Source organism: Endozoicomonas sp. G2_2, from assembly GCF_017744135.1.
Classification (GTDB): domain Bacteria; phylum Pseudomonadota; class Gammaproteobacteria; order Nevskiales; family Salinisphaeraceae; genus Salinisphaera.
In genome coordinates, this window is the sequence record NZ_JAGHQU010000004.1 from 130,503 (window position 1) to 150,882 (window position 20,380).

The following is a 20,380-nucleotide window of genomic DNA, read 5'->3' on the forward strand; positions in this document are numbered from 1 at the left end:
GAGGCCGCAGAGTGTAACAGCGGCCCGCCAGCCGATCTGCCGCCACCCGCGCTGTTCGGTTCGGCCTGGCCTGATCCACCCGTGCCTGTGCGATACTGCGCCGCCAAGCCCGGTGCCATACAACGTAACGGACTCAGCCGATGACCCGCAGCATGACCGGTTTCGCGCGCAGCCAGACCCAAGGCGACTGGGGCGAGCTCGTGTGGGAACTGCGCAGCGTCAACCACCGCTATCTGGATATCCATCTGCGTCTGCCCGAGCCGCTGCGCGCGCTCGAGCCGGCAATCCGCGACGCGATTTCCCGCGTGCTGTCGCGGGGCAAGGTCGACGTCGCGGCCAAACTGCAGACGGCGGACAATACCCAGACCATCGAGATCGACGAGCAGCGGCTCACGGCGCTCGCCGATGCGCTGTCTCAGGTGCGCGCCACGGTGATCGACTGTCAGGCGCCGGATGCGCTGCGTTTGCTCAGCTATCCTGGCGTGCAGCGTGAGGTCGAGCCCGACATGGACGCCATTCATCGCGATGCGTTGACGGCGTTGAACGATGCGCTCGGTCAGCTGCAATCCATGCGCGACGACGAGGGCAGCCGACTGGCCCAGATGCTCGTGGAGCGGGCACGCCATATTGGCGAGCATGCCGATGCCGCGGCCGCGCGCGTACCGCAGGTGCGCGACAGTTGGCATGCCAAGATGCGCAGCCGGCTCGACGAGCTGGACACCGAAACCGATCCGGCCCGGCTCGAACAGGAGCTAATATTTACCGCCCAGCGCATGGACGTTGCGGAGGAAATCGACCGCCTGCACAGCCACGTCGCGGCACTGGAAAGCGCGCTCGAGAAAAGCGAGCCCATCGGCCGGCGGCTGGATTTCCTCATGCAGGAGTTCAACCGCGAGGCGAACACGCTCGGCTCCAAGTCCCAGGATGCCGAGCTCACCGCCCACGCAGTGGAAATGAAGGTGCTCATCGAACAGATGCGCGAACAGGTTCAGAACATCGAGTAGCGACGCGCGTGAACGATTCCGCTTGTCCATCATCCCGCGGTCAGCTCTACGTCATATCCGCGCCTTCCGGGGCCGGCAAGACGAGTCTGACCCATGCCCTGATCGAACGCCTCGCCCGTCATGGCCGCAAGGCGCGCTTTTCCGTGTCCTACACCACGCGTGACGCGCGCCCCGGAGAGGTCGACGGCGAGGATTACCATTTCGTGCCTGTCGCCGAGTTCGAGACCATGATCGAGGACGGCGCCTTTCTCGAACATGCGCGGGTCTTCGATCGCTATTACGGCACGTCCGCTGCCGAAACCGAGCGCTGGCTCGCACACGGCCAGGACGTGGTGCTCGACATCGACTGGCAGGGCGCGCGTCAGGTGCGCGAACGCGCGGCAGGGGTGATCAGCATCTTCATCCGTCCGCCGTCGCGCGACGAACTCGAGCGGCGGCTGCGTGCGCGCGCTTCCGACGATGAGGCGCAGATTGCGCGCCGCCTGGCCGAAGCCGACGACGAGCTCGCCCGTGCCGACGAATACGATCATCAGATCATCAACGATCATTTCGACGATGCACTGGACGCGCTGGAGCGGATCTTTCTGTCGGCCGCACAAGGGCCGTCGGCGCCGCGCTCACAGGCCTAGCCGGGCGCGCATGTAGTCGTTATACTGCGCGGTTTGCCAACCTCGTCGCGAGAGTACCGCCATGGCCCGAGTTACCGTCGAAGACTGCCTTGAGCACGTAAACAACAAGTTCGAGCTCGCCACGATCGCGGCCAAGCGCGCGCGCCAGCTGGCTCGCGGGGCCAACGCCCGCTTGGCTTGGGAGGACGACAAGCCCACGGTGATGGCCCTGCGCGAAATCGCGGCCGGCGAAGTCGACATCTCCATTCTCGAAGAGCCGGATCTGCCGCCGGTGAGCACCGGCATGGACGCGCCCCAGCCGGCCGAGCCGAGCGAGGAAGAGCTGGAAGCCGAGGGCGAGAAGAAAGCCGCCAAGCCGGCCGCCGACGCGGACGCCGACACCGACGAATAACGGCACGTTATCGGCCTGTTCGGCTGGCGTTGTGACCGCGAAAAGCCGCTGGCGACAGCGGCTTTTTTGTGCGCGTCGTAAAATCCTTCAAGGCCGTCTTCCGCGAATGAACGCGAATATAAGACAGATATAGGGTGAGGGCGGTTTGGCCGCAGCGGTCTTGCGGCAGGATCATCGCTCCTCTTTATGAATGGCAATTAGCCACTAAAAAACGCCTCGCGCAAAGGCGTCAAGGCGCAAAGTAGAAAATGACTGTCTTCTTGGCGCCTTCGCGTGAGCCAAATGCAATGACGCTGTCGCCGGATTTTCCGTCTTCTGTCGTCTTCGCGTTTCGTTTGCGGGCCAATGGGGCCTTGGCACTGGCTGAATGCGGTGCTGTAGCGATATAGCCGCAAGCCATTAACCGCCTCGCGTGCGACAGTAAATCCAGCGACTCAATATATTCAGTCTCGTTCGCGTCTGTTTCCTTCTTTATCTGTCTTCTCATTTGCGGACGATTTCCAGGGGCGAGCTCGAACGCCCGGCCGACCGGGGGACGATTCGGTCGTCCATGTCGTCAAGGCCGTGTTTTCGCAGTACGCTTGAGCCATGGAACTGACCAGCGGCATCAACCGACTACAGACGCGTATCCGGACCTCGCGTATTTCGCGCGAGTTCGGTATCGATACGCTCGCCGAGCATCTGGAGAGTTATCTGCCGGAGCCGGCGATCGCGCGCGTGCGCGCAGCCTACGAATTCGGTGAACACCAGCACCGTGGGCAGTTCCGCAAGACCGGCGAACCCTATATCTACCATCCGCTCGCGGTGGCACGAATCCTGGCCGAGATGCGCCTGGATGCGACCACGCTGATCGCGGCCATCCTGCACGACGTCATCGAGGATACCGACGCCGCGCGTGAAGAGGTCGCCAAGCGCTTTGGCAAGGAGGTGGCCTATCTCGTCGACGGCGTAAGCAAACTCGACAAGGCCCAGTTCCACAGCCGTGAGCAGGCCACTGCCGAGAGCTTTCGCAAACTGATGCTGGCGATGACGCACGATATTCGCGTCATCCTGGTCAAGCTGGCCGACCGCCTCCACAACATGCGCACGCTCGAGGGCATGACCGCGAAAAAACGCGCCGCGATCGCGCGCGAAACCCTCGAGATCTATGCGCCGATCGCGCGGCGGCTGGGTATCAACAGCATGCGCCAGGAGCTCGAGGAACTCGGCTTCGCGAACCTCTACCCGCGTCGCTACGAGGTGTTGCGCCGCGCCAGCCAGTCTGTGACCGGCGACCGGCGCAGCCTGTTGCGTGAAATCGAGGAAACACTCTCGCGCGCGCTGGCGGCCGAGGGCATCGGCGCGATGGTCAAGGGCCGGCGCAAGAATCTGTACAGCATCTACCGCAAGATGCGCGAAAAGCATCGGCGTTTTCTCGACGTGTTCGATCTGTATGGCGTGCGCGTGATCGTCGATGCCGTGGACGAGTGCTATCGCGGCCTGGGCATTGTGCATCACCGCTATCGGCCGATCACCGAGCAGTTCAACGATTTCATCGCCAATCCCAAGCTCAACGGCTATCAGTCGCTGCATACCACGGTGATGGCGCGCGGCGGGATCAAGTTCGAGGTGCAGATCCGGACCCGCGAGATGGACCAGATCGCGGAGTCCGGCATCGCGGCGCACTGGCAGTACAAGCTCGGGGAAAAGGCCGGCAAGCTCGGCAATCTCGATGCCGATGAATGGCTCGGTCATCTGGCCGAGATGCACGAGGGCGAGCGCGATTCGTTGCGTTTCGTCGACAACCTGCGGATGGACCTGTTTCCCGACGAGGTCTACGTGTTCACGCCCAAGGGCCAGATCATCCGGCTGGCCAAGGGCGCGACCTGTGTCGACTTTGCCTATGCCGTGCATACCGAACTGGGGGATCGCTGCGTGGCGGCCCGTGTGGATGGCCATCTGGCGCCGCTGAACAGCCAGCTCGAATCTGGCCAGACGGTGGAGATCATCACCGCCAAGCACGCGCGGCCGAACGCTGCCTGGCTGCATTTCCTCAAGACCGCGAAAGCACGTACGGGCGTGCGCAACTTCCTCAAGAATCAGCGCGAGGACAAGGCCCAGCGTCTGGGCGAGCGGCTTCTCGACAAGTCGCTGAGCGACCTCGGCATGTCGCTGCGGCGCTTGTCGCGCTCGGATATCGAGCGTGGCCTGGCCGAGATGGAAGAGCCGAGTCTGCCGGATCTGTATACCGCCATCGGCCTCGGGCGTCGGCTGGCGCCGCTGGTCGCCCGCCATTTCCTGGAAAGCGATGCGCCGGTTGCCAAGGGGCGTCGCGCCAAGCCGCTGGCGGTGGAGGGTACCGAAGGGCTGGTGGTCGAGTTCGCCAAGTGCTGTCACCCGGTGCCGGGCGACGCCATCCACGGCCAGGCGAGCCTGGGGCGCGGGCTGGTCGTGCACCGGTTTGGCTGTGCGTACTCGACCCGCAAGGGCGCCTCGGCGGATCGGGTCGAACTGACCTGGGCTGACAACGTCACCGGCGACTACGATGTCGAACTGCGGGTGACGGCCAGCAACAAGCGCGGCCTGCTGGCGACGCTCACCGCGAAATTTGCCGACGCCGACTGCAATATCGAGAACATCACCTTCCCCGAAAGCAGCGGCGCGTTGATCACCATCCGGTTTCTCATCGACGTGCGCGATCGTCATCATCTGGCGAACGTGATCCGCCGCCTGCGTCGCATCAGCGCTGTGGAGCGCGTCGAACGCTGCTGAAAAACGGGTACGCGGCCTCTGCCATGGCCGGGCCGCGCTGTGTGACAATGCCGCCAACCCTTTCAACGGCATCGATATCATGATCCAGCCCGCCAGCCATCAGATCATCAACACCAAGGAAGCGCCGGATGCGATCGGCGCCTACTCCCAGGCCGTGCAGGCCGGGAACACCGTGTATATCTCCGGGCAGATTCCGCTCGATCCGGAAACCGGCACCCTCATCGACGGCGACATCGAGGCCCAGATCGAGCGCGTGTTTGACAATCTGGATGCGGTGGCGCGCGCGGCAGGCGGCACGCTCACGCATGCGGTCAAGTTCACGATCTATCTGACCGACATGGATAACTTCGCGGTCGTGAACAAGGTCATGGAGCGCAAGCTCGCCAAGCCGTACCCGGCGCGTGCCGCGGTCGGCGTGGCCGCCCTTCCGAAAGGCGCAGGCGTGGAGGCCGATGCCATCCTCGCGCTCGGCTAAGGCGGCCCCCAGGCGCGAACGTCGCCGGGCCGGCGATTCCTGCCGGCGTCTCGAGGGCGTCGGCCCGAAACTGGCCGACAAGCTGGCCACGCTCGGCATCGAGTCGATCGGCGATGTGCTGCTGCATCGCCCCCTACGTTACGAAGACCGCAGCCGGGTCACGCCGGTGGCCGAGATCATTCCGCACGGGATGCCGGTTATTGCCGTGGTGCGTGTCGATGCCGCCGAGGTGCGGCACGGCCGGCGGCGCAGCCTGCTGGTCAGCACCAGTGACGGGGGTGGTCGTTTGTGGCTGCGCTTCTTTCACTTTGCCCCGGCCCAGCAGGCGAAGTTCGCGCCGGGTGCCTGGTTGCGCGTGTTCGGCGAGCCGCGCGGCGGTGTGTATGGCACCGAGATCGTCCACCCCGAGTATCAGGTGGTCGCCGACGCCGCGGCGGGGCACGATTTCGTGCCCGAACTGCGCGCGGTGTACCCGGCGACATCCGGTGTAACGCAGAATCGTCTGCGCGACATGGCCGCCCAGGCCCTTGCCATGCTGGAGATGCCCGATTTCTGGCCCGACGCACTGCCGCCGGATATCGCTGCCGAGCTGTCCGCGGGCGGGCCCGTGATGGCTGTCGATGCGGCCCTGCGGATGATCCACCGGCCCGGCCCGAACGTGGACCTGGCCGCGCTGATCGACGGCAGCCATCCCGCCGTCACGCGTCTCGCCTTCGAGGAGCTGCTCGGCCACCAGCTCGGCCTGCGCAGCCGGCGGCGGCGGATCAAGACCGAACGAGCGCCCGCGCTGGGCGATGCCGGTCAGGGTCTGGCGCCATTGTTCGAGCAGCTGGGTTTTTCGCCGACGAACGCCCAGCGACGGGTTATCGGCGAGATTCTGGCCGACATGGCGACGCGCCACCCCATGCTGCGGTTGATCCAGGGCGACGTGGGCTCGGGCAAGACGGTGGTAGCGGCCGCGGCCGTGCTCACCGCGATCGAGAACGGCTGGCAGGCCGCGTTCATGGCGCCGACCGAACTGCTGGCCGAGCAGCATCATGCCAATCTCGCCGGCTGGCTCGAGCCGCTTGGGATCTCGGTGCTGCTGGTGACCGGCCGGCGCCGGCGTGACGATGCCGTGCTCGCACCGATTCGCGATGGAACACCGGCCGTGGTGGTCGGCACGCACGCGCTGTTTCAGGAATCGCTGGATTTCGGTCGTCTGGGCCTGTGCGTCATCGACGAACAGCACCGGTTCGGCGTCGATCAGCGTCTGGCGCTGCGTAACAAGGCGGCGCGGCATGGCCTGAGCGCGCACCAGCTGATCATGACCGCGACGCCTATCCCGCGCACGCTGGCGATGAGTGCCTATGCGGATCTGGATACATCGGTCATCGACGAATTGCCGCCCGGGCGCACACCGGTGGTCACGGTCGCGGTACCCAACACCCGTCGCGACGAGGTCATCGCGCGTATCGGGCGGGCGGTGGCCGGGGGGCGGCAGGTCTACTGGGTGTGCACCCTGATCGAGACGAGCGACAAGCTCGAGGCCCAGGCCGCCGAGGCCGCGGCCGAAGCGCTATCGGTCGCGCTGCCCGATGTCCAGGTCACGCTGGCCCACGGCCGCATGAAGCCGGCCGCCAAGCAAAAGGCGATGAATGCCTTCAAGGCGGGCCATATCGACGTGCTGGTCGCCACGACGGTGATCGAGGTGGGCGTCGATGTGCCCAACGCATCGCTGATGATCATCGAGAACGCCGAGCGGCTTGGTCTGGCCCAGTTGCACCAGTTGCGCGGCCGGGTGGGGCGCGGCTCGGTGGAAAGCCACTGCGTGCTACTTTATCAACCGCCGCTTTCGGAGACCGCGCGCCGCCGGCTGTCGGTATTGCGCGATACCGGCGACGGTTTCGCCATCGCCCGCGCCGATCTCGAGCTGCGCGGGCCCGGCGAAGTGCTGGGCACGCGCCAGACCGGCGCGGCCAGCTTTCGTATCGCCGATCTTGTGCGCGACGGCGTATGGGTGGAAAGAGCGCTTGCCGTGGCCGACGACGTACTGGCCTATCACCCGCGCGAGGCGGAGCTGCTCGTGGAACGCTGGGCCGGTGGCGGCGGCGGTTATGCCGGCGTCTAGCGCGTCGCGGTTCGCGTATTCCCTGCGCTCCTAGGAGACCTGCATGAAGCTTCTGGCCCGTATCCGCAATCTCGTTCAGTTTCAGCTCGAGCAGTTCATCCTGCGCGGGCCGCTGTCGCGCCTGATGGTGATCGCGCTGGCCATGGCGCTGATCGCACTCGGCGCGGGGCTGCTGGTCTACAACGCGCCGACCGGTCAGGACTACGACGACCCCTGGTCGGCGATCTGGTGGGCCTTCTTGCGCCTGACCGACTCGGGCTATCTCGGCGACGACGAAGGCAGCGTGCTGCGGGTGGTCTCGACGTTGCTCACGGTCGCCGGCGTGGTGCTGTTTGTCGGCGCGCTGATCGCGACCATGACGCAGTGGCTTAACGACACCATCGAGACGCTGGAAGCCGGCTATACGCCGATCGCCAAGAACAACCACGTGCTCATTCTGGGCTGGAACAACCGCACCGCCGCGATGGTGGAGGATCTGGTCCAGTCCGAAGGGCGGGTGGCACGATTTCTCAGCCGTCACGGTGGGCGCAGCCTGCATATCGTGATCCTGGCTGAACGGGTCACGCCCGCGCTCGCGCAGGAAATTCGCGACAAGCTCGGTCGTGGTTTCGACATGCGCCGCATCACCTTGCGTTCCGGCACGCCGCTGCGGCTCGACCACTTGCGCCGGGTCGACTATCAGCACGCGGCGGTGATTCTGCTGCCTACGCGCGAATTCGAGGCCGGCAGCGCGCCCGACGAGCTCACCATCAAGACGCTGATGAGCGCGGCGCATCCCGACGACGACATCGAGGCGGCCGACATGCCCCTCGTGGTGGCGGAAATCTTCGACGCCGACCGGCTCGAAACCGCCCGCCGCGCCTATCCCGGCCCGGCCGAGTTCATCGGTACGCCGCAGATCATCAGTCGCCTGCTGGCCCAGAACACGCGGCATCGCGGGCTATCGTCGGTATACAACGAGCTGCTCAGCGGGGCGGGCCAGCAGATCTATGTGCGCGAATGCCCGAGCCTGGAGGGTCGGCGCCTGGTCGATATCGCGGCCTGTTTCGACCAGGCCGTGCTGCTCGGTGTCACCCACGATGGCCGCCTCGATGCGCTGTATGCGGATAATGAACAAACCGTGGCTGCCGCCGACCGGCTGGCCTTCATCGCCCGCGAGTTCGAGGACTGCACGCCCACGCGAGAACCCGAAAGCAACGCCTCCGGGCGTATCCATGCGGCGTCCGACGCCGAGGTCGAGGCGCGTCGTCGGCGCGTGCTCGTGCTCGGTTGGAACCAGAAGGTTCCGTCCCTGCTGGCGGAGTTCGATGCCTATACCCGCGAGCGTGTCGAGGTCGATGTGTTCTCGCTCCTGGCGGTCGACGAGCGCGAGACCATCCTGCGTCGCAAGGGCGTCATGCTGAATCACGCCCGGGTCCGCCATATCGAGGGCGATCTGACCTCGCATTACGAAATGACGCGGCTGGACGTGTCCGGCTACGACAGCATCGTGCTCGTCGCCAGCGATTGGCTCGGTTCCGCCGACGCGGCCGATGCGCGCATGCTGCTCGGTTACCTGGTGTTGTCGCAGGTGCTCGAGAACGTCGAGACCAAGCCTGCTGTGGTGGTCGAATCGATGTCCACGGATAACGCCAATCTGTTCGATCAGGCCAACGTGGAACGCCTGGTATCGCCGGATCTGCAGGCCAGCATGCTGACCCAGGTGGCGCTGCGCCGCGAACTTCACTGGGTGCTTGAGGAACTGTTCAGTGCCGGCGGTGCCGAGATCGAGTTCCGCCACGTCGACCGGCTGGGTCTGGCCGACACGTCCGAAAGTTTCGATACGCTGCGTCGTGCGCGCGCCGCTCACGGCGAGGTGCTTCTGGGAACACTGCATCGCAGCGACGAGTCGATGCCGCGGCTGTTACTCAATCCCGAGGACAAGTGGGCCCCGATCGCGTTATCGGCCCGCGACGAACTCGTGGTGCTGGCCATCGGCTGAGTGCGGCGCGTCGGATCAGGCCCGCGCTACGCAATAGAGATCGACACGTCCCGCGCCCGCGCCCAGCAGTGTCCGAGCGACCGCGGTGGCCGTATGGGCGGTCGTCACCACATCGTCGACGATGGCGACATGCTCGCCGGCCAGCGGTGCGCGCACAGTAAACGCATCGCGGACGTTGGCGGCGCGCCGGTTGGCCGCCAGGGTGCTCTGTGGCGCAGTGTCGCGCGTACGTCGCAGCAGGTTGCTGGCGACGGGGCTGCCGATCGAGCCCGCCAGGCGCGCGGCGATACGCTCGGCCTGGTTGAAGCCACGGCGGCGATAGCCTGCCGGGTGCAACGGCACCGGAACCAGCATGTCGGGTAGGTCAAGATCGGCGGCATGGACACGCGTGGCCAGCAGATCGCCGAGTAGCCGGGCATGGTTGAGCCGACCCTGGAACTTCAGTCGCGTGACCAGCCAGTCGATCGGCGGCGCGTAGTGGAATACCGCGACCGCGCGATCAAAACGGGCGCGCCGGCGACAGTCGCTGCATGCGCGGCTGCTCGCGTCGTTGCTCAGGGGCAACGCGCAATGACGACAGGCCGCTTCGAGCCAGGGCAGGTCGGCAAGACAGGCGTCGCACAGTTCGCGGCGCAGCGGTGCCGGGGCGGCACACAGCAGGCAACGGGGCCCGAGCAGGGCGTGTTGCGCACTTTTTAACCATCCGTCAAGAACAGACACGTTTTCACCTTGACAGCGGGTCGGGGCTGACCAAAGCTTGGGGTTCGAATTCCAAGCCGATACTGCCATGACCGAATCCATCGGTGCCGCGCCGCTGCGTCACGACTGGCGCGCCGAAGAAGTCGCCGAACTCTTTGCGCTGCCCTTTGCCGACCTGATTTTTCGTGCCCAGAGCGCGCATCGAGCCCACTTCGATGCCAACGCGGTACAGCTGTCCACGCTGATGTCGATCAAGACCGGCGCCTGTCCGGAGGACTGCGCCTACTGCCCGCAAAGCGTGCGTTTCGATACCGGCCTCGAGCGCGAAGCGCTGCTGCCGCTGGAGCAGGTGCGCGATGCCGCCCAGCGCGCGCGCGCCGCGGGTGCGACGCGGTTCTGCATGGGCGCGGCCTGGCGCAGCCCCAAGGACCGCGACCTGAAAAAGGTCATCGACATGGTCCAGGCCGTGCGCGACGAAGGGCTGGAGACCTGCGTGACGCTGGGCATGCTCAAGACCCAGCAGGCGAAAAAACTCAAGGAAGCCGGGCTGGACTACTACAACCACAACCTCGACACCTCGCCCGAATATTACGAAGACATCATCACCACGCGCACCTATGACGACCGGCTGGACACGCTGGAGCACGTGCGCGACGCCGGCATCAAGGTCTGCTGCGGCGGTATCGTCGGCATGGGCGAGTCGCCGATGGATCGGGCCGAACTGCTGCGCCAGCTGGCGAATCTGCCCGAGCATCCGCAAAGCGTGCCGATCAACAATCTCGTTCAGGTCGAAGGCACGCCGCTGCACGGTGTCGATCCGATCGACCCGCTGGATTTCGTGCGCACCATTGCGGTTGCCAAGATCATGATGCCGGCGTCGTATGTGCGCCTCTCGGCCGGCCGCGAGGAAATGTCGGAAGCGGTGCAGACGCTGTGCTTTCTCGCCGGCGCGAACTCGATCTTCTATGGCGATCAGCTGCTGACCACGGCCAATCCCGCCCATCTCAAGGATCTGGCCCTGCTGGAAAAACTCGGCATGGCGCCGGAAGCCTCGCCGAAATACAGCGATCTGGAGCCGGCAGCCGCGCCCAGCCCCGAGGCTGCGCCCCAGGCGCGCTCGAGCCGGTGCGGCCGGAATACGGCAGCCGCTGGCGCTTCGTGACGCGGTCGCTGGCCGCCCATTGTCGCGACCGGCTGGCGGCGGTGCGCGCGGCGGACCGCTTTCGCCGTCGGCGAGTCATCGAAGGGGCGCATGGCCCTGTGGTCACGGCCGACGGCCAGCGCTGCGTGAATTTCTGCAGCAACGACTATCTCGGTCTCGCATCCGACCCGGATCTGTCTGATCGGCTTGCCAGTGCTGCGGCCGACGTGGGTACGGGCAGTGCCGCCTCCCAGCTGGTCACCGGCCATAACGCGGAACATGCCGCGCTGGAGGCAGAACTGGCCGACTGGGTCGGGCGCGAGCGGGCGCTGGTGTTTGCCACCGGGTATGCGGCCAACGTCGGCGTGATCAGCGCGCTGATGGGCAAGGGCGACGATGTCGTATCCGACGCGCTCAATCATGCCTCGCTGATCGATGGCGCGCGCCTTTCCGGTGCGCGCAAGCATGTTTATGCCCATGCCGACGCCGTTGATGCCGCGGAAAAACTCGCCGGCTGCGGCCATGGCAATCGGCTGCTGGTCACCGACAGTGTGTTCTCCATGGACGGCGATACCGCGCCGCTGGCCGATCTGGCCACGCTAGCCAAGCTGGCCGGGGCCCGCAACGCGGAACCCGCCGCCTGGCTTGCCGTGGACGACGCGCACAGCCTTGGTGTATTCGGCCCACAAGGCGCGGGGCGTGTCGCCGAGGCGGGCCTGGGCAGCGCCGAGGTGCCCTTGCTCATGGCCACACTGGGCAAGTCGGTCGGCGCGGCCGGCGCGTTCGTCGCCGGCGATGCCGACGTGATCGAGGTCATTCTGCAAAGCGCGCGCTCGCTGATCTTTTCCACCGCGCCGCCGCCCGCCGTGGCGGCGGCGGCACGGCGGGGCGTCGCCCTGGCGCGTGCGGGCGATGACCGGCGCCGTCATCTCATGCGCCTGATCGAACGGTTTCGAGAAGGCGCGCGGGCGCTGGGCCTGCCGGTCACCGACTCCGACAGCCCCATCCAGCCGCTCGTGCTCGGGGCCGAGAGCGCGGCGCTCCGGGCCAGCGAGGGGCTTCTGGAGCGCGGTTACCTGGTCGGTGCGATCCGTCCGCCCACGGTCGCGCCGGGTACGGCACGCCTTCGCGTCACGATTACGGCGGGCCACGACGAGTGCCAGGTGGACGGCCTCCTGGACGCGCTCGGTGCGGTGGTTGCGCCCATCCGGCATGACCTTGCCGCCCGGTGCTCGGCATGACGCTGCATGTGCGTCGCGTCGGCGAGCAGGGCCCGGATCTGGTTTTCCTGCATGGCTGGGGGCTGTCCGGGCGCATCTGGGAGCCGCTGGCGTCGCGCCTGAAACAGGATTTTTGCTGTCACCTGGTGGATTTGCCCGGGCATGGCGAAAGCGCGCCCGGCGCGGCGGGGCTCAACAACTGGGTCGACGAAGTGGTGACCGCGATCGGTCGGCCGGCGATCTATATCGGCTGGTCGCTCGGCGGGCTCGTCGCGCTGGGGGCCGCGCGGCGTCATCCGGACCAGGTTCGGGGGTTGGTGCTGGTCGCGATGCTGGCGCGTTTCATCCGCGAGGCCGGCAACGACTACGGCATGAAAGCGAATGCGATCGAGGCCACCCGCGCCGGTCTGGCCGGCGATTTTTCGACCACGCTGAGCGAATTTCTCATGCAGCAGGTGCTTGGCGAGCCCGGGGCCGCGAAGGCGGTGCGCAGCCTGCGCAACGACCTGATCGATCAGCCGCCGGCCCGGGAAGGGCTGGAACGCGGGCTGGACATCCTGTTCGAAGCCGATTTCCGTGGTCAGCTCGCCGCCGTCCATGTGCCCTGTCTGGCGGTCGCCGGGGCGCGTGATCGCATTGCACACCCCGACGGCATGGCGGCCATGGCCGAGCGCATGCCGCAGGCCGATTTATGGCGTATCGACCGGGCGGCGCACGCGCCGTTCATCTCGCATGAAAAACCGTTTGCCGCGCGTCTGCGCGAATTCATCACGCATCGCGTTGCGGGAGCAGCAGAATGACGGCAAAAACGCTGTTCGTTACCGGGACCGACACCGGTATTGGCAAGACACGCATCGCCGTGGCCCTGCTGCACGGGCTGCGCGCGGCGGGCCATCGCGCGGTGGGCTACAAGCCCGTGGCCAGTGGTTGCGAAACCACGCCCGACGGGTTGCGCAATGAAGACGCGCTGGCGCTCTGGCGCGCCAGTACGCCGGGCTGGGGTTACGACGACATCAATCCGATCGCGCTGGTCGACCCGATCGCGCCGCATATCGCGGCGGCCGATGCCGGGGTCGCCATCGATACCGGCGTGCTAGACGCCGGCCATGCGCGGCTCGCCGCGGCCAGCGACTGGGTCGTTGTGGAAGGCGCCGGCGGGTGGCATGTGCCGCTTTCCGACGAGGCCGATTTCGCCGACTGGGCCGGTGCCCACGGCTGGCCGACGCTCCTCGTCGTCGGCATGCGGCTGGGGTGCGTGAATCACGCGGTACTCAGCGCCCGTGCGATCGCTGCGAGAACGGCGTTGGTGGGCTGGGTCGCGAACACGCTGCCGCCCGTCCAGCCGCGCCTGGAAGAGAATCTGTCCTGTCTCGAACGCATGATCGATGCGCCGCTATGCGCGCGGGTCGACTGCGACCCGCCGGCCGATCTGGCCCTGAATCCCGAGCCGTGGGTGGCGCGTATAAAGCCTCGTGAATGAGGGCTTAACTGTTTGCCAGCGCATTAGTGCTTCGCATAAACTCTCGGCCGGAGGACACGGCGGGATGTCGAGCCGACACGAAACTACCGAACACATGCGTCGACTGGTCATCGCCCCGAACGGGTCGCTGTCGGTCGCGCAGGCACAGTGGTTCTTCGTCGGCATGTGTGCCGTGTCGTTCGGGATTGCGGGGTTCATGACCGTGTTCGGGCTATGGCTCGTCTGGCCTTTTGCAGGGCTGGAAATGGCTGCGCTCGGAGCCGGTCTCTACCTGAGCCTTCGCGATAACGGTTACCGCGAGGTCATATCGGTTTACGAAGATCGAATCGAGGTCGAGGCCGGTCTCAATGAACCGCAGCGTCGTTGGGAGTTTCCGCGTCTGCTGACCCAGGTTCGGCTGAGTCCGGGGGTCTATCGGAACAGCCCGTCACGCCTGCTGCTGACCCGCCACGGTCGCGGCTGCGAGCTGGGCCGCTGCCTGACCGAGGAAGAGCGTGAGAAGGTCGCCGAACGCCTCAAGGCCTGGGTGACCGCGCCGGAACTGTCGTGACAGCGCGCGACGGCCGGCAACGTGTTTTATAGAGAGTGACTATGAATAAAATCAGCATTCTGTCTCGATCGGGCCTGGTGGCGCTGGGGGCACTTTTTGTGTCGCCGGCCTACGCCGAATGGACGCTCAACATGAACGAGGGCGTCACCGATCTGACGAGTGAAGTCTTCGGCCTTCACATGCTGATTTTCTGGATCTGTGTGGTCATCGGCATCGGCGTATTCGGCGCGATGCTGTATTCGGTGATCGTGCACCGCAAGTCCCGCGGGTTCGAAGCCTCGCATTTTCATGAGTCCACGGTCGTCGAGATCGCCTGGACAGCCGTGCCGTTCATCATTCTGATCGTGGTGGCGATCCCGGCCGCCGGCACGCTGCTCCAGATCGAGGATTCCAGCGATCCGGACATGACGATCCGCGTGACCGGCCACCAGTGGCTCTGGGAATACGACTATGTCGACCAGGGCGTGCATTTCTTCAGCCGCCTCGACCGCGACAGCGACAAGGCACGCCAGCAGAACTCCGGGATCGACCCCAATACCGTCGAGCACTATCTGCGCAACGTGGACAAGGCGATGGTCGTGCCGGTCGACAAGAAAGTGCGTCTGCTGCTGAGCTCCGGCGACGTGATCCACTCCTGGTGGGTGCCGGATCTGGGTGGCAAGAAGGACGCCATCCCCGGTTACATCAACGACATGTGGTTCAAGGCCAACGAGACCGGCACCTATCGCGGTCAGTGTGCCGAGCTGTGCGGTCGTGGCCATGCGTTCATGCCGATCGTGGTGAAGGTCGTATCGCAGGACGAGTACGACCAGTGGGTCACCGACCAGGGCGGCGACGCCGGCGCCGACTCGCAGCTGGCACAGGGCCAGCCGAGCACGGATGCCGCCAACGCCCAGGCCCAGACCGAGGCCGACAGCAGCCCGACGGCGGGTAACGCCACCGAGGGTCGCACCGAGGACGGCAGCGAAGTCGAGCCCGACGAGACGAGCGAGACGCTCGTCGGCGAAGGCGAAGAGAACAACCAGGGTGGCTCGCCCGACGATCAGCGGGACACCGATGCGGCGCAGGCGTCGTCCGATCGCGGTTCGCCCAAGGTCGAGGACGAGTCCGTCGAGTCCGACGCCGAGGACGGCTCGGATTCCGGCGACGGCGCCGACAACGCAGAGCAGCAGGGCGACAGTCAGAACGACTCGCCGGCTGGTGGCGATCAGGCCGCGGACGACAGCGCCGGTGGCGAGATGTCCAAGGACGAACTGATGAGCCAGGGCGAGGAGGTCTACGGCAACCTCTGCGCGGCCTGCCACCAGCCAGATGGCAGCGGTATGCCCGCCGCCGGTTTCCCCGCGATGAAGGGTAGCGCGGTTGCCACCGGCGATGTCTCGACGCATATCAGCCAGATCCTCAACGGCAAGGGCGCGATGCCGCCGTACAAGGGGACTCTGGACGACAAGCAGATTGCCGCCGTGGTCACGTACGAACGCAACGCGTTCGGCAACGAGACCGGCGACGTGGTACAGCCTTCCCAGGTTGCCGAGCAGCGATAAGTAGGCCGCCTGACGGGCGCCCCAGGAGTTTGTGATGAGCACTGTCAATCCGACCCATTCCCACGACCATCACGGTCACGACGATCACCACCACGGTCCGGTGACGCTGGCCGACGGCGTGTGGCCGTGGATGAAACGCTGGATCGGCACCACGAACCACAAGGATCTGGGTACGCTGTACCTGATCTTTTCGTTCGTCATGCTGTTTATCGGCGGTCTGATGTCGCTGGTGATCCGCGCCGAGCTGTTCGCGCCGGGTATTCAGTTCGTCGACCCGGGCTTTTACAACGAGATGATCACGCTGCACGCGCTGGTGATGATCTTTGGCGGCGTCATGCCCGCGTTCGTGGGTCTGGCCAACTGGATGGTGCCGATGATGATCGGCTGCTCCGATCTGGCGCTACCCCGTGTCAACAACTGGGGTTTCTGGATCCTGCCGTTCGCCTTCACTATGCTGCTGGGCACGCTGCTCCTGTCGGGCGGCGGGCCGGCTTCGGGCTGGACGATGTATCCGCCACTGGTCATGCAGACGGGTAACGCGCTGCCGCTGATGGTGTTTGCGCTCCATCTGGCCGGTATCTCGTCGATCACGGGCGCGATCAATATCGTGGTCACCATTCTGAACATGCGCGCGCCGGACATGCCGCTGCTCAAGATGCCGCTGTTCGTCTGGACGTGGTTGATCACCGCCTATTTGCTGATCGCGGTCATGCCGGTACTCGCCGGTGCGGTCACCATGATCCTGACCGACCACTTCTTCGGTACCACGTTCTTCGACGCGGCCGGTGGCGGTGACCCGGTGCTGTTCCAGCATATCTTCTGGTTCTTCGGGCACCCCGAGGTCTACATCATGATCCTGCCGGCGTTCGGCATCGTGTCGACCATCATCCCGACCTTCGCGCGCAAGGCGCTGTTCGGGCATGACTCGATGGTCTACGCCGTGGCGTCCATCGCCTTTTTGAGCTTCATCGTATGGGCCCATCACATGTTCACCGTGGGCATGCCGGTCTCGGCGGAACTGTTCTTCATGTTCGCCACCATGCTCATCGCCGTGCCGACGGGCGTGAAGGTGTTCAACTGGGTCGCGACCATGTGGCGCGGCTCCATGACCTTCGAGACGCCGATGCTGTTCGCGCTCGGCTTCGTGGTGCTGTTCACCATCGGCGGGTTCTCGGGCCTGATGCTGGCGCTGACCCCGGTCGACTTCCAGTATCACGATTCCTATTTCGTGGTCGCGCACTTCCACTACGTGCTGGTTCCGGGCGCGATCTTCTCGATCATCGCCGCGATCTACTACTGGATCCCCAAGTGGACCGGCGTGATGTACAACGAGAAGCTCGGCCAGTTTCACTTCTGGTGGAGCGCGGTCTGGATCAACGTGCTGTTCTTCCCGCAGCACTTCCTCGGTCTGGCCGGCATGCCACGTCGTATCCCGGACTACGCCGTCCAGTTCACCGACTTCAACATGATTTCCTCGGTCGGCGCGCTGATGTTCTTCCTCGGGCAGTTCGTGTTCATCTACAACATGATCATGTGCATGCGCCGCTCGGGTAAGAAGGCGACAGGCCGGGTATGGGAAGGCGCACGCGGTCTGGAGTGGACGGTGGCCTCGCCGGCGCCGTATCACACCTTCGAAACGCCGCCGAAGATCGACCCGCGTGAACTGGCGTAAGCTGGAGCACAGGTTCAGATGTCGCCGAAACGAAAGAACACGCTGCTTGCGCTCGCCCTCGCGGGCATAGCAGTCGGCGTCTATGTCGCCTTCTTTTTCGAGATGGCGGCCAGATAGCCGGCCGAGTGGCGCTCGCATGCTTGGGGTGTGCGAGCGCTACCGTCCGGACGCGTAGGGGTACAGGGGCGCGCACTGCGTGTCACGACGCCGGATCGCCTGCCGACGCGGGCGTGAAGCAGCGAAAGTAAAAGCAAGGAACGAGTGTTATGGCCACGCATACCAGCGAACACCACAAGTATTACGTACCGGAACCGTCGCCATGGCCGTTCATGCTCACGGTGGCCCTGTTCCTCATGCTGGGTAGCGCGGGCTTCTGGCTGAACGGCAGCACCACGGTCGCACCGTATATCTCGGCGATCGGTCTCGCCATGGTGCTGGTGATGGTGTTCATCTGGTTTCGCGACGTGGTGCACGAGAACCGCACCGGCGCCTACGGTGTGCAGGAGGACCGCACCTATCGCTACGCGATGATGTGGTTCATCTTCTCCGAGGTGATGTTCTTCGCCGCGTTCTTCGGTGCGCTGTACTACACGCGCATGATCGCGCTGCCCTGGCTCAACGGTGAAGGCGAGAAATTCTTCACGAACGTCTATCTGTGGCCGCAGTATGAGGGCGCTTGGCCGACCAACGGGCCCGGCGGTATAGGCGGCGACTTCGAAACGGTCAATGCCTGGCATCTGCCGCTGATCAACACACTTCTGCTGCTGACTTCCTCGGTCACCATCACCTGGGCACACTGGGGCCTCAAGGAGGACAACCGCTGGAAGCTCTGCCTGGGGCTCGCGGCCACGGCCGCATTGGGTGCGTTCTTCCTGTACTGGCAGGCGGTGGAGTATGTCGAAGCCTATGAGCATCTGGGCCTGACCCTGGGTTCGGGTATCTACGGCTCCACGTTCTTCCTGCTCACCGGCTTCCATGGCATGCATGTGACGCTCGGCACACTGATGTTGATCATCATCCTGCTGCGTTGTCTGAAAGGCCACTTCAGCTCCCACGACCACTTCGGCTTCGAGGCCGTGGCCTGGTACTGGCACTTCGTGGACGTGGTCTGGCTCGGCCTGTTTATCTTCGTCTACATTCTGTGACGCTGGCGGCCGGGTTCTAGCCCGGCCGCGCCGTTTCGGGCGTTAAAAGCCGGACATCTCCTCGCGCTACTGCCCGAGATTGTGCGGCTGCACAATTCCGGTCAGATAGCCGATCACCAGCAGGGCGATCAATAGCAGCGACAGACTGATCCGCCATGTCAGCGCCTTTACCGTGCGTCGCGTATCGCCGGTATCGCGTACGAGAAACACGAGTCCTGACCCCAGGGCGGCGATAATGGCGATCAGAAACACGACGATGAAGATCTTGAGCATCATATGCGCTTAGGGCGCTATCGGTTCGCGCCCCCGTTGTGGGGTGTGGTGCTTGCGCTGGTGACCATCGGCTCGATGGCCGGTCTGGGCCTTTGGCAGATCCAGCGGGGTGAAAGCAAGCAGGTGATGCTAGCGCAGCGCCAGGCTGCGAGCAAAAGCGCCCCGAAGGATTTCGCCAGCGCAAACGACCCGACCAATGCGACGCCCGCCTATGGTCAGCGATACACGGTTAGCGGGCGCATGGATGCAGACCGCCAGATACTTTTCGACAACCAGGTGCATGACGAGCGGATCGGTTACCGCGTCTGGACGCCTGTGGTGCTGGACGACGGCCGGCGCGTGCTTGTCGACCGTGGCTGGGTGCCACTTGGCCCGCAGGGCCGTACCGAGCCGCCCGAGCCGTCGGCACCGCAGGGCGAGGTGACCATGACGGGGCTTTGGCGGGATCTGCCGCGTCCAGGCATGCGCCTTGGCGACACCGCGGCTTGCGATACGCAAGGCTGGCCCCGCGTGTTGAACTACCCGACGATCGAACAGCTGCGCTGCCAGTACGCCGGGCGGGTGATAAACGGGCTGCTGCTGCTCGACGCGGCCGACGCGCGTGGCTTCGTGCGTGACTGGAACCAGCAGCTCGTTCGTATGCCGCCGGTGCGTCATTTCGGCTACGCCCTGCAGTGGTTCGCCATGGCGGTGGCCGTGGCGGTAATTTTTCTCGTGATCAACCTCAGGCGAATTCGATGAAGACACAGACTCGCGCCCGCCTCAAGCTGGTGGGCGTGTTCATGATTTTCGTGGGGCCACTGGCGCTGGCCTATCTGCTCTACTACGGCTTGTCCTACGGTGGCGCCGGTACCAATGGCGGCGAGCTGGTGGACCCGGCCATGCGTCTGCCCGATATCGCGCTTACGGATGCACAGGGCGAAACACGCCCGAGTGGCGCGCTGTTCGAGCAGAAGTGGACGATCCTGCAGGTCGCTCCCGATGGCTGTGGCGAGGCCTGTATCCAGAGTCTGGAAGAGACGCGCCAGATCCGTGCGCTGTTGCATCGTCGTGCTGCGCGCGTACAGCGGGTGTTGTTGACCGACATCGATAGCGCGCACCCGCAGATCGAGCGCCAGCCGGACCTCGCGATCTATCGTGCGCCGCTGGCCCCGATCGACGAGATTTTCGAAAGTCAGGGCGCGACGGCGCCGGGGATGATCTATCTCGTGGATCCTCTGGGCAACTGGATGCTCTACTATCCGCCTGGCGGTGACGGCGGGGCGTTGTTCAAGGACGTCAAGCACCTGCTCAAGCTGTCGCATATCGGTTGAGG

General features: G+C 65.2%; 20 protein-coding genes. 17 read left to right on the forward strand and 3 right to left on the reverse strand.

Going from position 1 to position 20,380, the window contains the following annotated elements; all coding sequences use genetic code 11:
* Window positions 1-140: 140 nt before the first annotated feature.
* The 3 genes from J7355_RS06360 (at window position 141) to rpoZ (ending at window position 2,024) form a co-directional block, all read left to right on the forward strand.
* Window positions 141-1,004 carry a YicC/YloC family endoribonuclease gene (locus J7355_RS06360; protein WP_209061000.1) on the forward strand — a complete coding sequence of 288 codons (864 nt, stop codon included), beginning with the start codon at window positions 141-143 and terminating at the stop codon, window positions 1,002-1,004.
* A gap of 8 nt (window positions 1,005-1,012) precedes the next feature.
* A complete protein-coding gene (gene gmk / locus J7355_RS06365; protein ID WP_209061003.1) occupies window positions 1,013-1,633 on the forward strand; it encodes a guanylate kinase in 621 nt (206 codons plus the stop codon).
* 61 nt (window positions 1,634-1,694) lie between these two features.
* The gene (rpoZ, locus tag J7355_RS06370) at window positions 1,695-2,024 is read left to right on the forward strand and encodes a DNA-directed RNA polymerase subunit omega (protein WP_209061004.1); all 330 of its coding nucleotides are present in this window, start codon (window positions 1,695-1,697) and stop codon (window positions 2,022-2,024) included.
* A 229-nt stretch (window positions 2,025-2,253) separates the two neighbouring features.
* On the opposite strand, the gene J7355_RS06375 is transcribed toward rpoZ, so the two are convergent.
* Window positions 2,254-2,511 carry a hypothetical protein gene (locus J7355_RS06375; protein WP_209061006.1) on the reverse strand — a complete coding sequence of 86 codons (258 nt, stop codon included), beginning with the start codon at window positions 2,509-2,511 and terminating at the stop codon, window positions 2,254-2,256.
* A 101-nt stretch (window positions 2,512-2,612) separates the two neighbouring features.
* Here J7355_RS06375 and J7355_RS06380 point away from each other — a divergent pair, with 101 nt between their 5' ends.
* The 4 genes from J7355_RS06380 (at window position 2,613) to J7355_RS06395 (ending at window position 9,341) form a co-directional block, all read left to right on the forward strand.
* Complete coding sequence (locus J7355_RS06380) at window positions 2,613-4,775, forward strand: bifunctional (p)ppGpp synthetase/guanosine-3',5'-bis(diphosphate) 3'-pyrophosphohydrolase (RefSeq protein ID WP_209061007.1); 2,163 nt, start codon at window positions 2,613-2,615, stop codon at window positions 4,773-4,775.
* Between the two features lie 79 nt (window positions 4,776-4,854).
* A complete protein-coding gene (locus J7355_RS06385; protein ID WP_209061008.1) occupies window positions 4,855-5,250 on the forward strand; it encodes a RidA family protein in 396 nt (131 codons plus the stop codon).
* Window positions 5,228-7,360, forward strand: coding sequence for an ATP-dependent DNA helicase RecG (gene recG / locus J7355_RS06390; protein ID WP_209061010.1), 2,133 nt, complete (start codon window positions 5,228-5,230; stop codon window positions 7,358-7,360). Before J7355_RS06385 ends, recG begins: the two co-directional genes overlap by 23 nt.
* A 43-nt stretch (window positions 7,361-7,403) precedes the next feature.
* A complete protein-coding gene (locus J7355_RS06395; RefSeq protein WP_209061011.1) occupies window positions 7,404-9,341 on the forward strand; it encodes a hypothetical protein in 1,938 nt (645 codons plus the stop codon).
* A 15-nt stretch (window positions 9,342-9,356) separates the two neighbouring features.
* On the opposite strand, the gene J7355_RS06400 is transcribed toward J7355_RS06395, so the two are convergent.
* Window positions 9,357-10,061 (reverse strand): ComF family protein, encoded by a 705-nt coding sequence (locus J7355_RS06400; protein WP_209061012.1) that lies wholly within the window; start codon window positions 10,059-10,061, stop codon window positions 9,357-9,359.
* A 67-nt stretch (window positions 10,062-10,128) separates the two neighbouring features.
* Here J7355_RS06400 and bioB point away from each other — a divergent pair, with 67 nt between their 5' ends.
* The 8 genes from bioB (at window position 10,129) to J7355_RS06440 (ending at window position 18,792) form a co-directional block, all read left to right on the forward strand.
* On the forward strand, window positions 10,129-11,202 hold the full coding sequence (bioB, locus tag J7355_RS06405; protein ID WP_209061013.1) for a biotin synthase BioB: 1,074 nt from the start codon (window positions 10,129-10,131) through the stop codon (window positions 11,200-11,202).
* Window positions 11,199-12,422: an 8-amino-7-oxononanoate synthase gene (bioF, locus tag J7355_RS06410; protein WP_348523003.1), complete on the forward strand. Its 1,224-nt coding sequence runs from the start codon at window positions 11,199-11,201 to the stop codon at window positions 12,420-12,422. Before bioB ends, bioF begins: the two co-directional genes overlap by 4 nt.
* Window positions 12,419-13,201 carry a pimeloyl-ACP methyl ester esterase BioH gene (gene bioH / locus J7355_RS06415; protein ID WP_209061014.1) on the forward strand — a complete coding sequence of 261 codons (783 nt, stop codon included), beginning with the start codon at window positions 12,419-12,421 and terminating at the stop codon, window positions 13,199-13,201. The genes bioF and bioH overlap by 4 nt, the downstream gene beginning before the upstream one ends.
* A complete protein-coding gene (gene bioD / locus J7355_RS06420) occupies window positions 13,198-13,881 on the forward strand; it encodes a dethiobiotin synthase (protein ID WP_209061015.1) in 684 nt (227 codons plus the stop codon). The genes bioH and bioD overlap by 4 nt, the downstream gene beginning before the upstream one ends.
* Window positions 13,882-13,975: 94 nt before the next feature.
* Window positions 13,976-14,431, forward strand: a complete 456-nt coding sequence (locus J7355_RS06425; protein WP_209061016.1) for a DUF2244 domain-containing protein — start codon at window positions 13,976-13,978, stop codon at window positions 14,429-14,431.
* A 41-nt stretch (window positions 14,432-14,472) separates the two neighbouring features.
* The gene (coxB, locus tag J7355_RS06430; RefSeq protein ID WP_209061018.1) at window positions 14,473-15,975 is read left to right on the forward strand and encodes a cytochrome c oxidase subunit II; all 1,503 of its coding nucleotides are present in this window, start codon (window positions 14,473-14,475) and stop codon (window positions 15,973-15,975) included.
* Window positions 15,976-16,009: 34 nt separating this feature from the next.
* On the forward strand, window positions 16,010-17,647 hold the full coding sequence (ctaD, locus tag J7355_RS06435; RefSeq protein ID WP_209061020.1) for a cytochrome c oxidase subunit I: 1,638 nt from the start codon (window positions 16,010-16,012) through the stop codon (window positions 17,645-17,647).
* 266 nt (window positions 17,648-17,913) lie between these two features.
* Window positions 17,914-18,792 carry a cytochrome c oxidase subunit 3 gene (locus J7355_RS06440; RefSeq protein WP_209061023.1) on the forward strand — a complete coding sequence of 293 codons (879 nt, stop codon included), beginning with the start codon at window positions 17,914-17,916 and terminating at the stop codon, window positions 18,790-18,792.
* A 66-nt stretch (window positions 18,793-18,858) separates the two neighbouring features.
* Here the strand turns inward: J7355_RS06440 and J7355_RS06445 are convergent, their stop codons facing one another.
* Window positions 18,859-19,065 (reverse strand): twin transmembrane helix small protein, encoded by a 207-nt coding sequence (locus J7355_RS06445; protein WP_209061025.1) that lies wholly within the window; start codon window positions 19,063-19,065, stop codon window positions 18,859-18,861.
* A 3-nt stretch (window positions 19,066-19,068) separates the two neighbouring features.
* Here J7355_RS06445 and J7355_RS06450 point away from each other — a divergent pair, with 3 nt between their 5' ends.
* Together J7355_RS06450 and J7355_RS06455 are read left to right on the forward strand one after the other, a co-directional pair.
* A complete protein-coding gene (locus tag J7355_RS06450; RefSeq protein ID WP_209061027.1) occupies window positions 19,069-19,806 on the forward strand; it encodes an SURF1 family protein in 738 nt (245 codons plus the stop codon).
* Window positions 19,803-20,378: a hypothetical protein gene (locus J7355_RS06455; protein ID WP_209061028.1), complete on the forward strand. Its 576-nt coding sequence runs from the start codon at window positions 19,803-19,805 to the stop codon at window positions 20,376-20,378. The genes J7355_RS06450 and J7355_RS06455 overlap by 4 nt, the downstream gene beginning before the upstream one ends.
* Window positions 20,379-20,380: the final 2 nt, after the last annotated feature.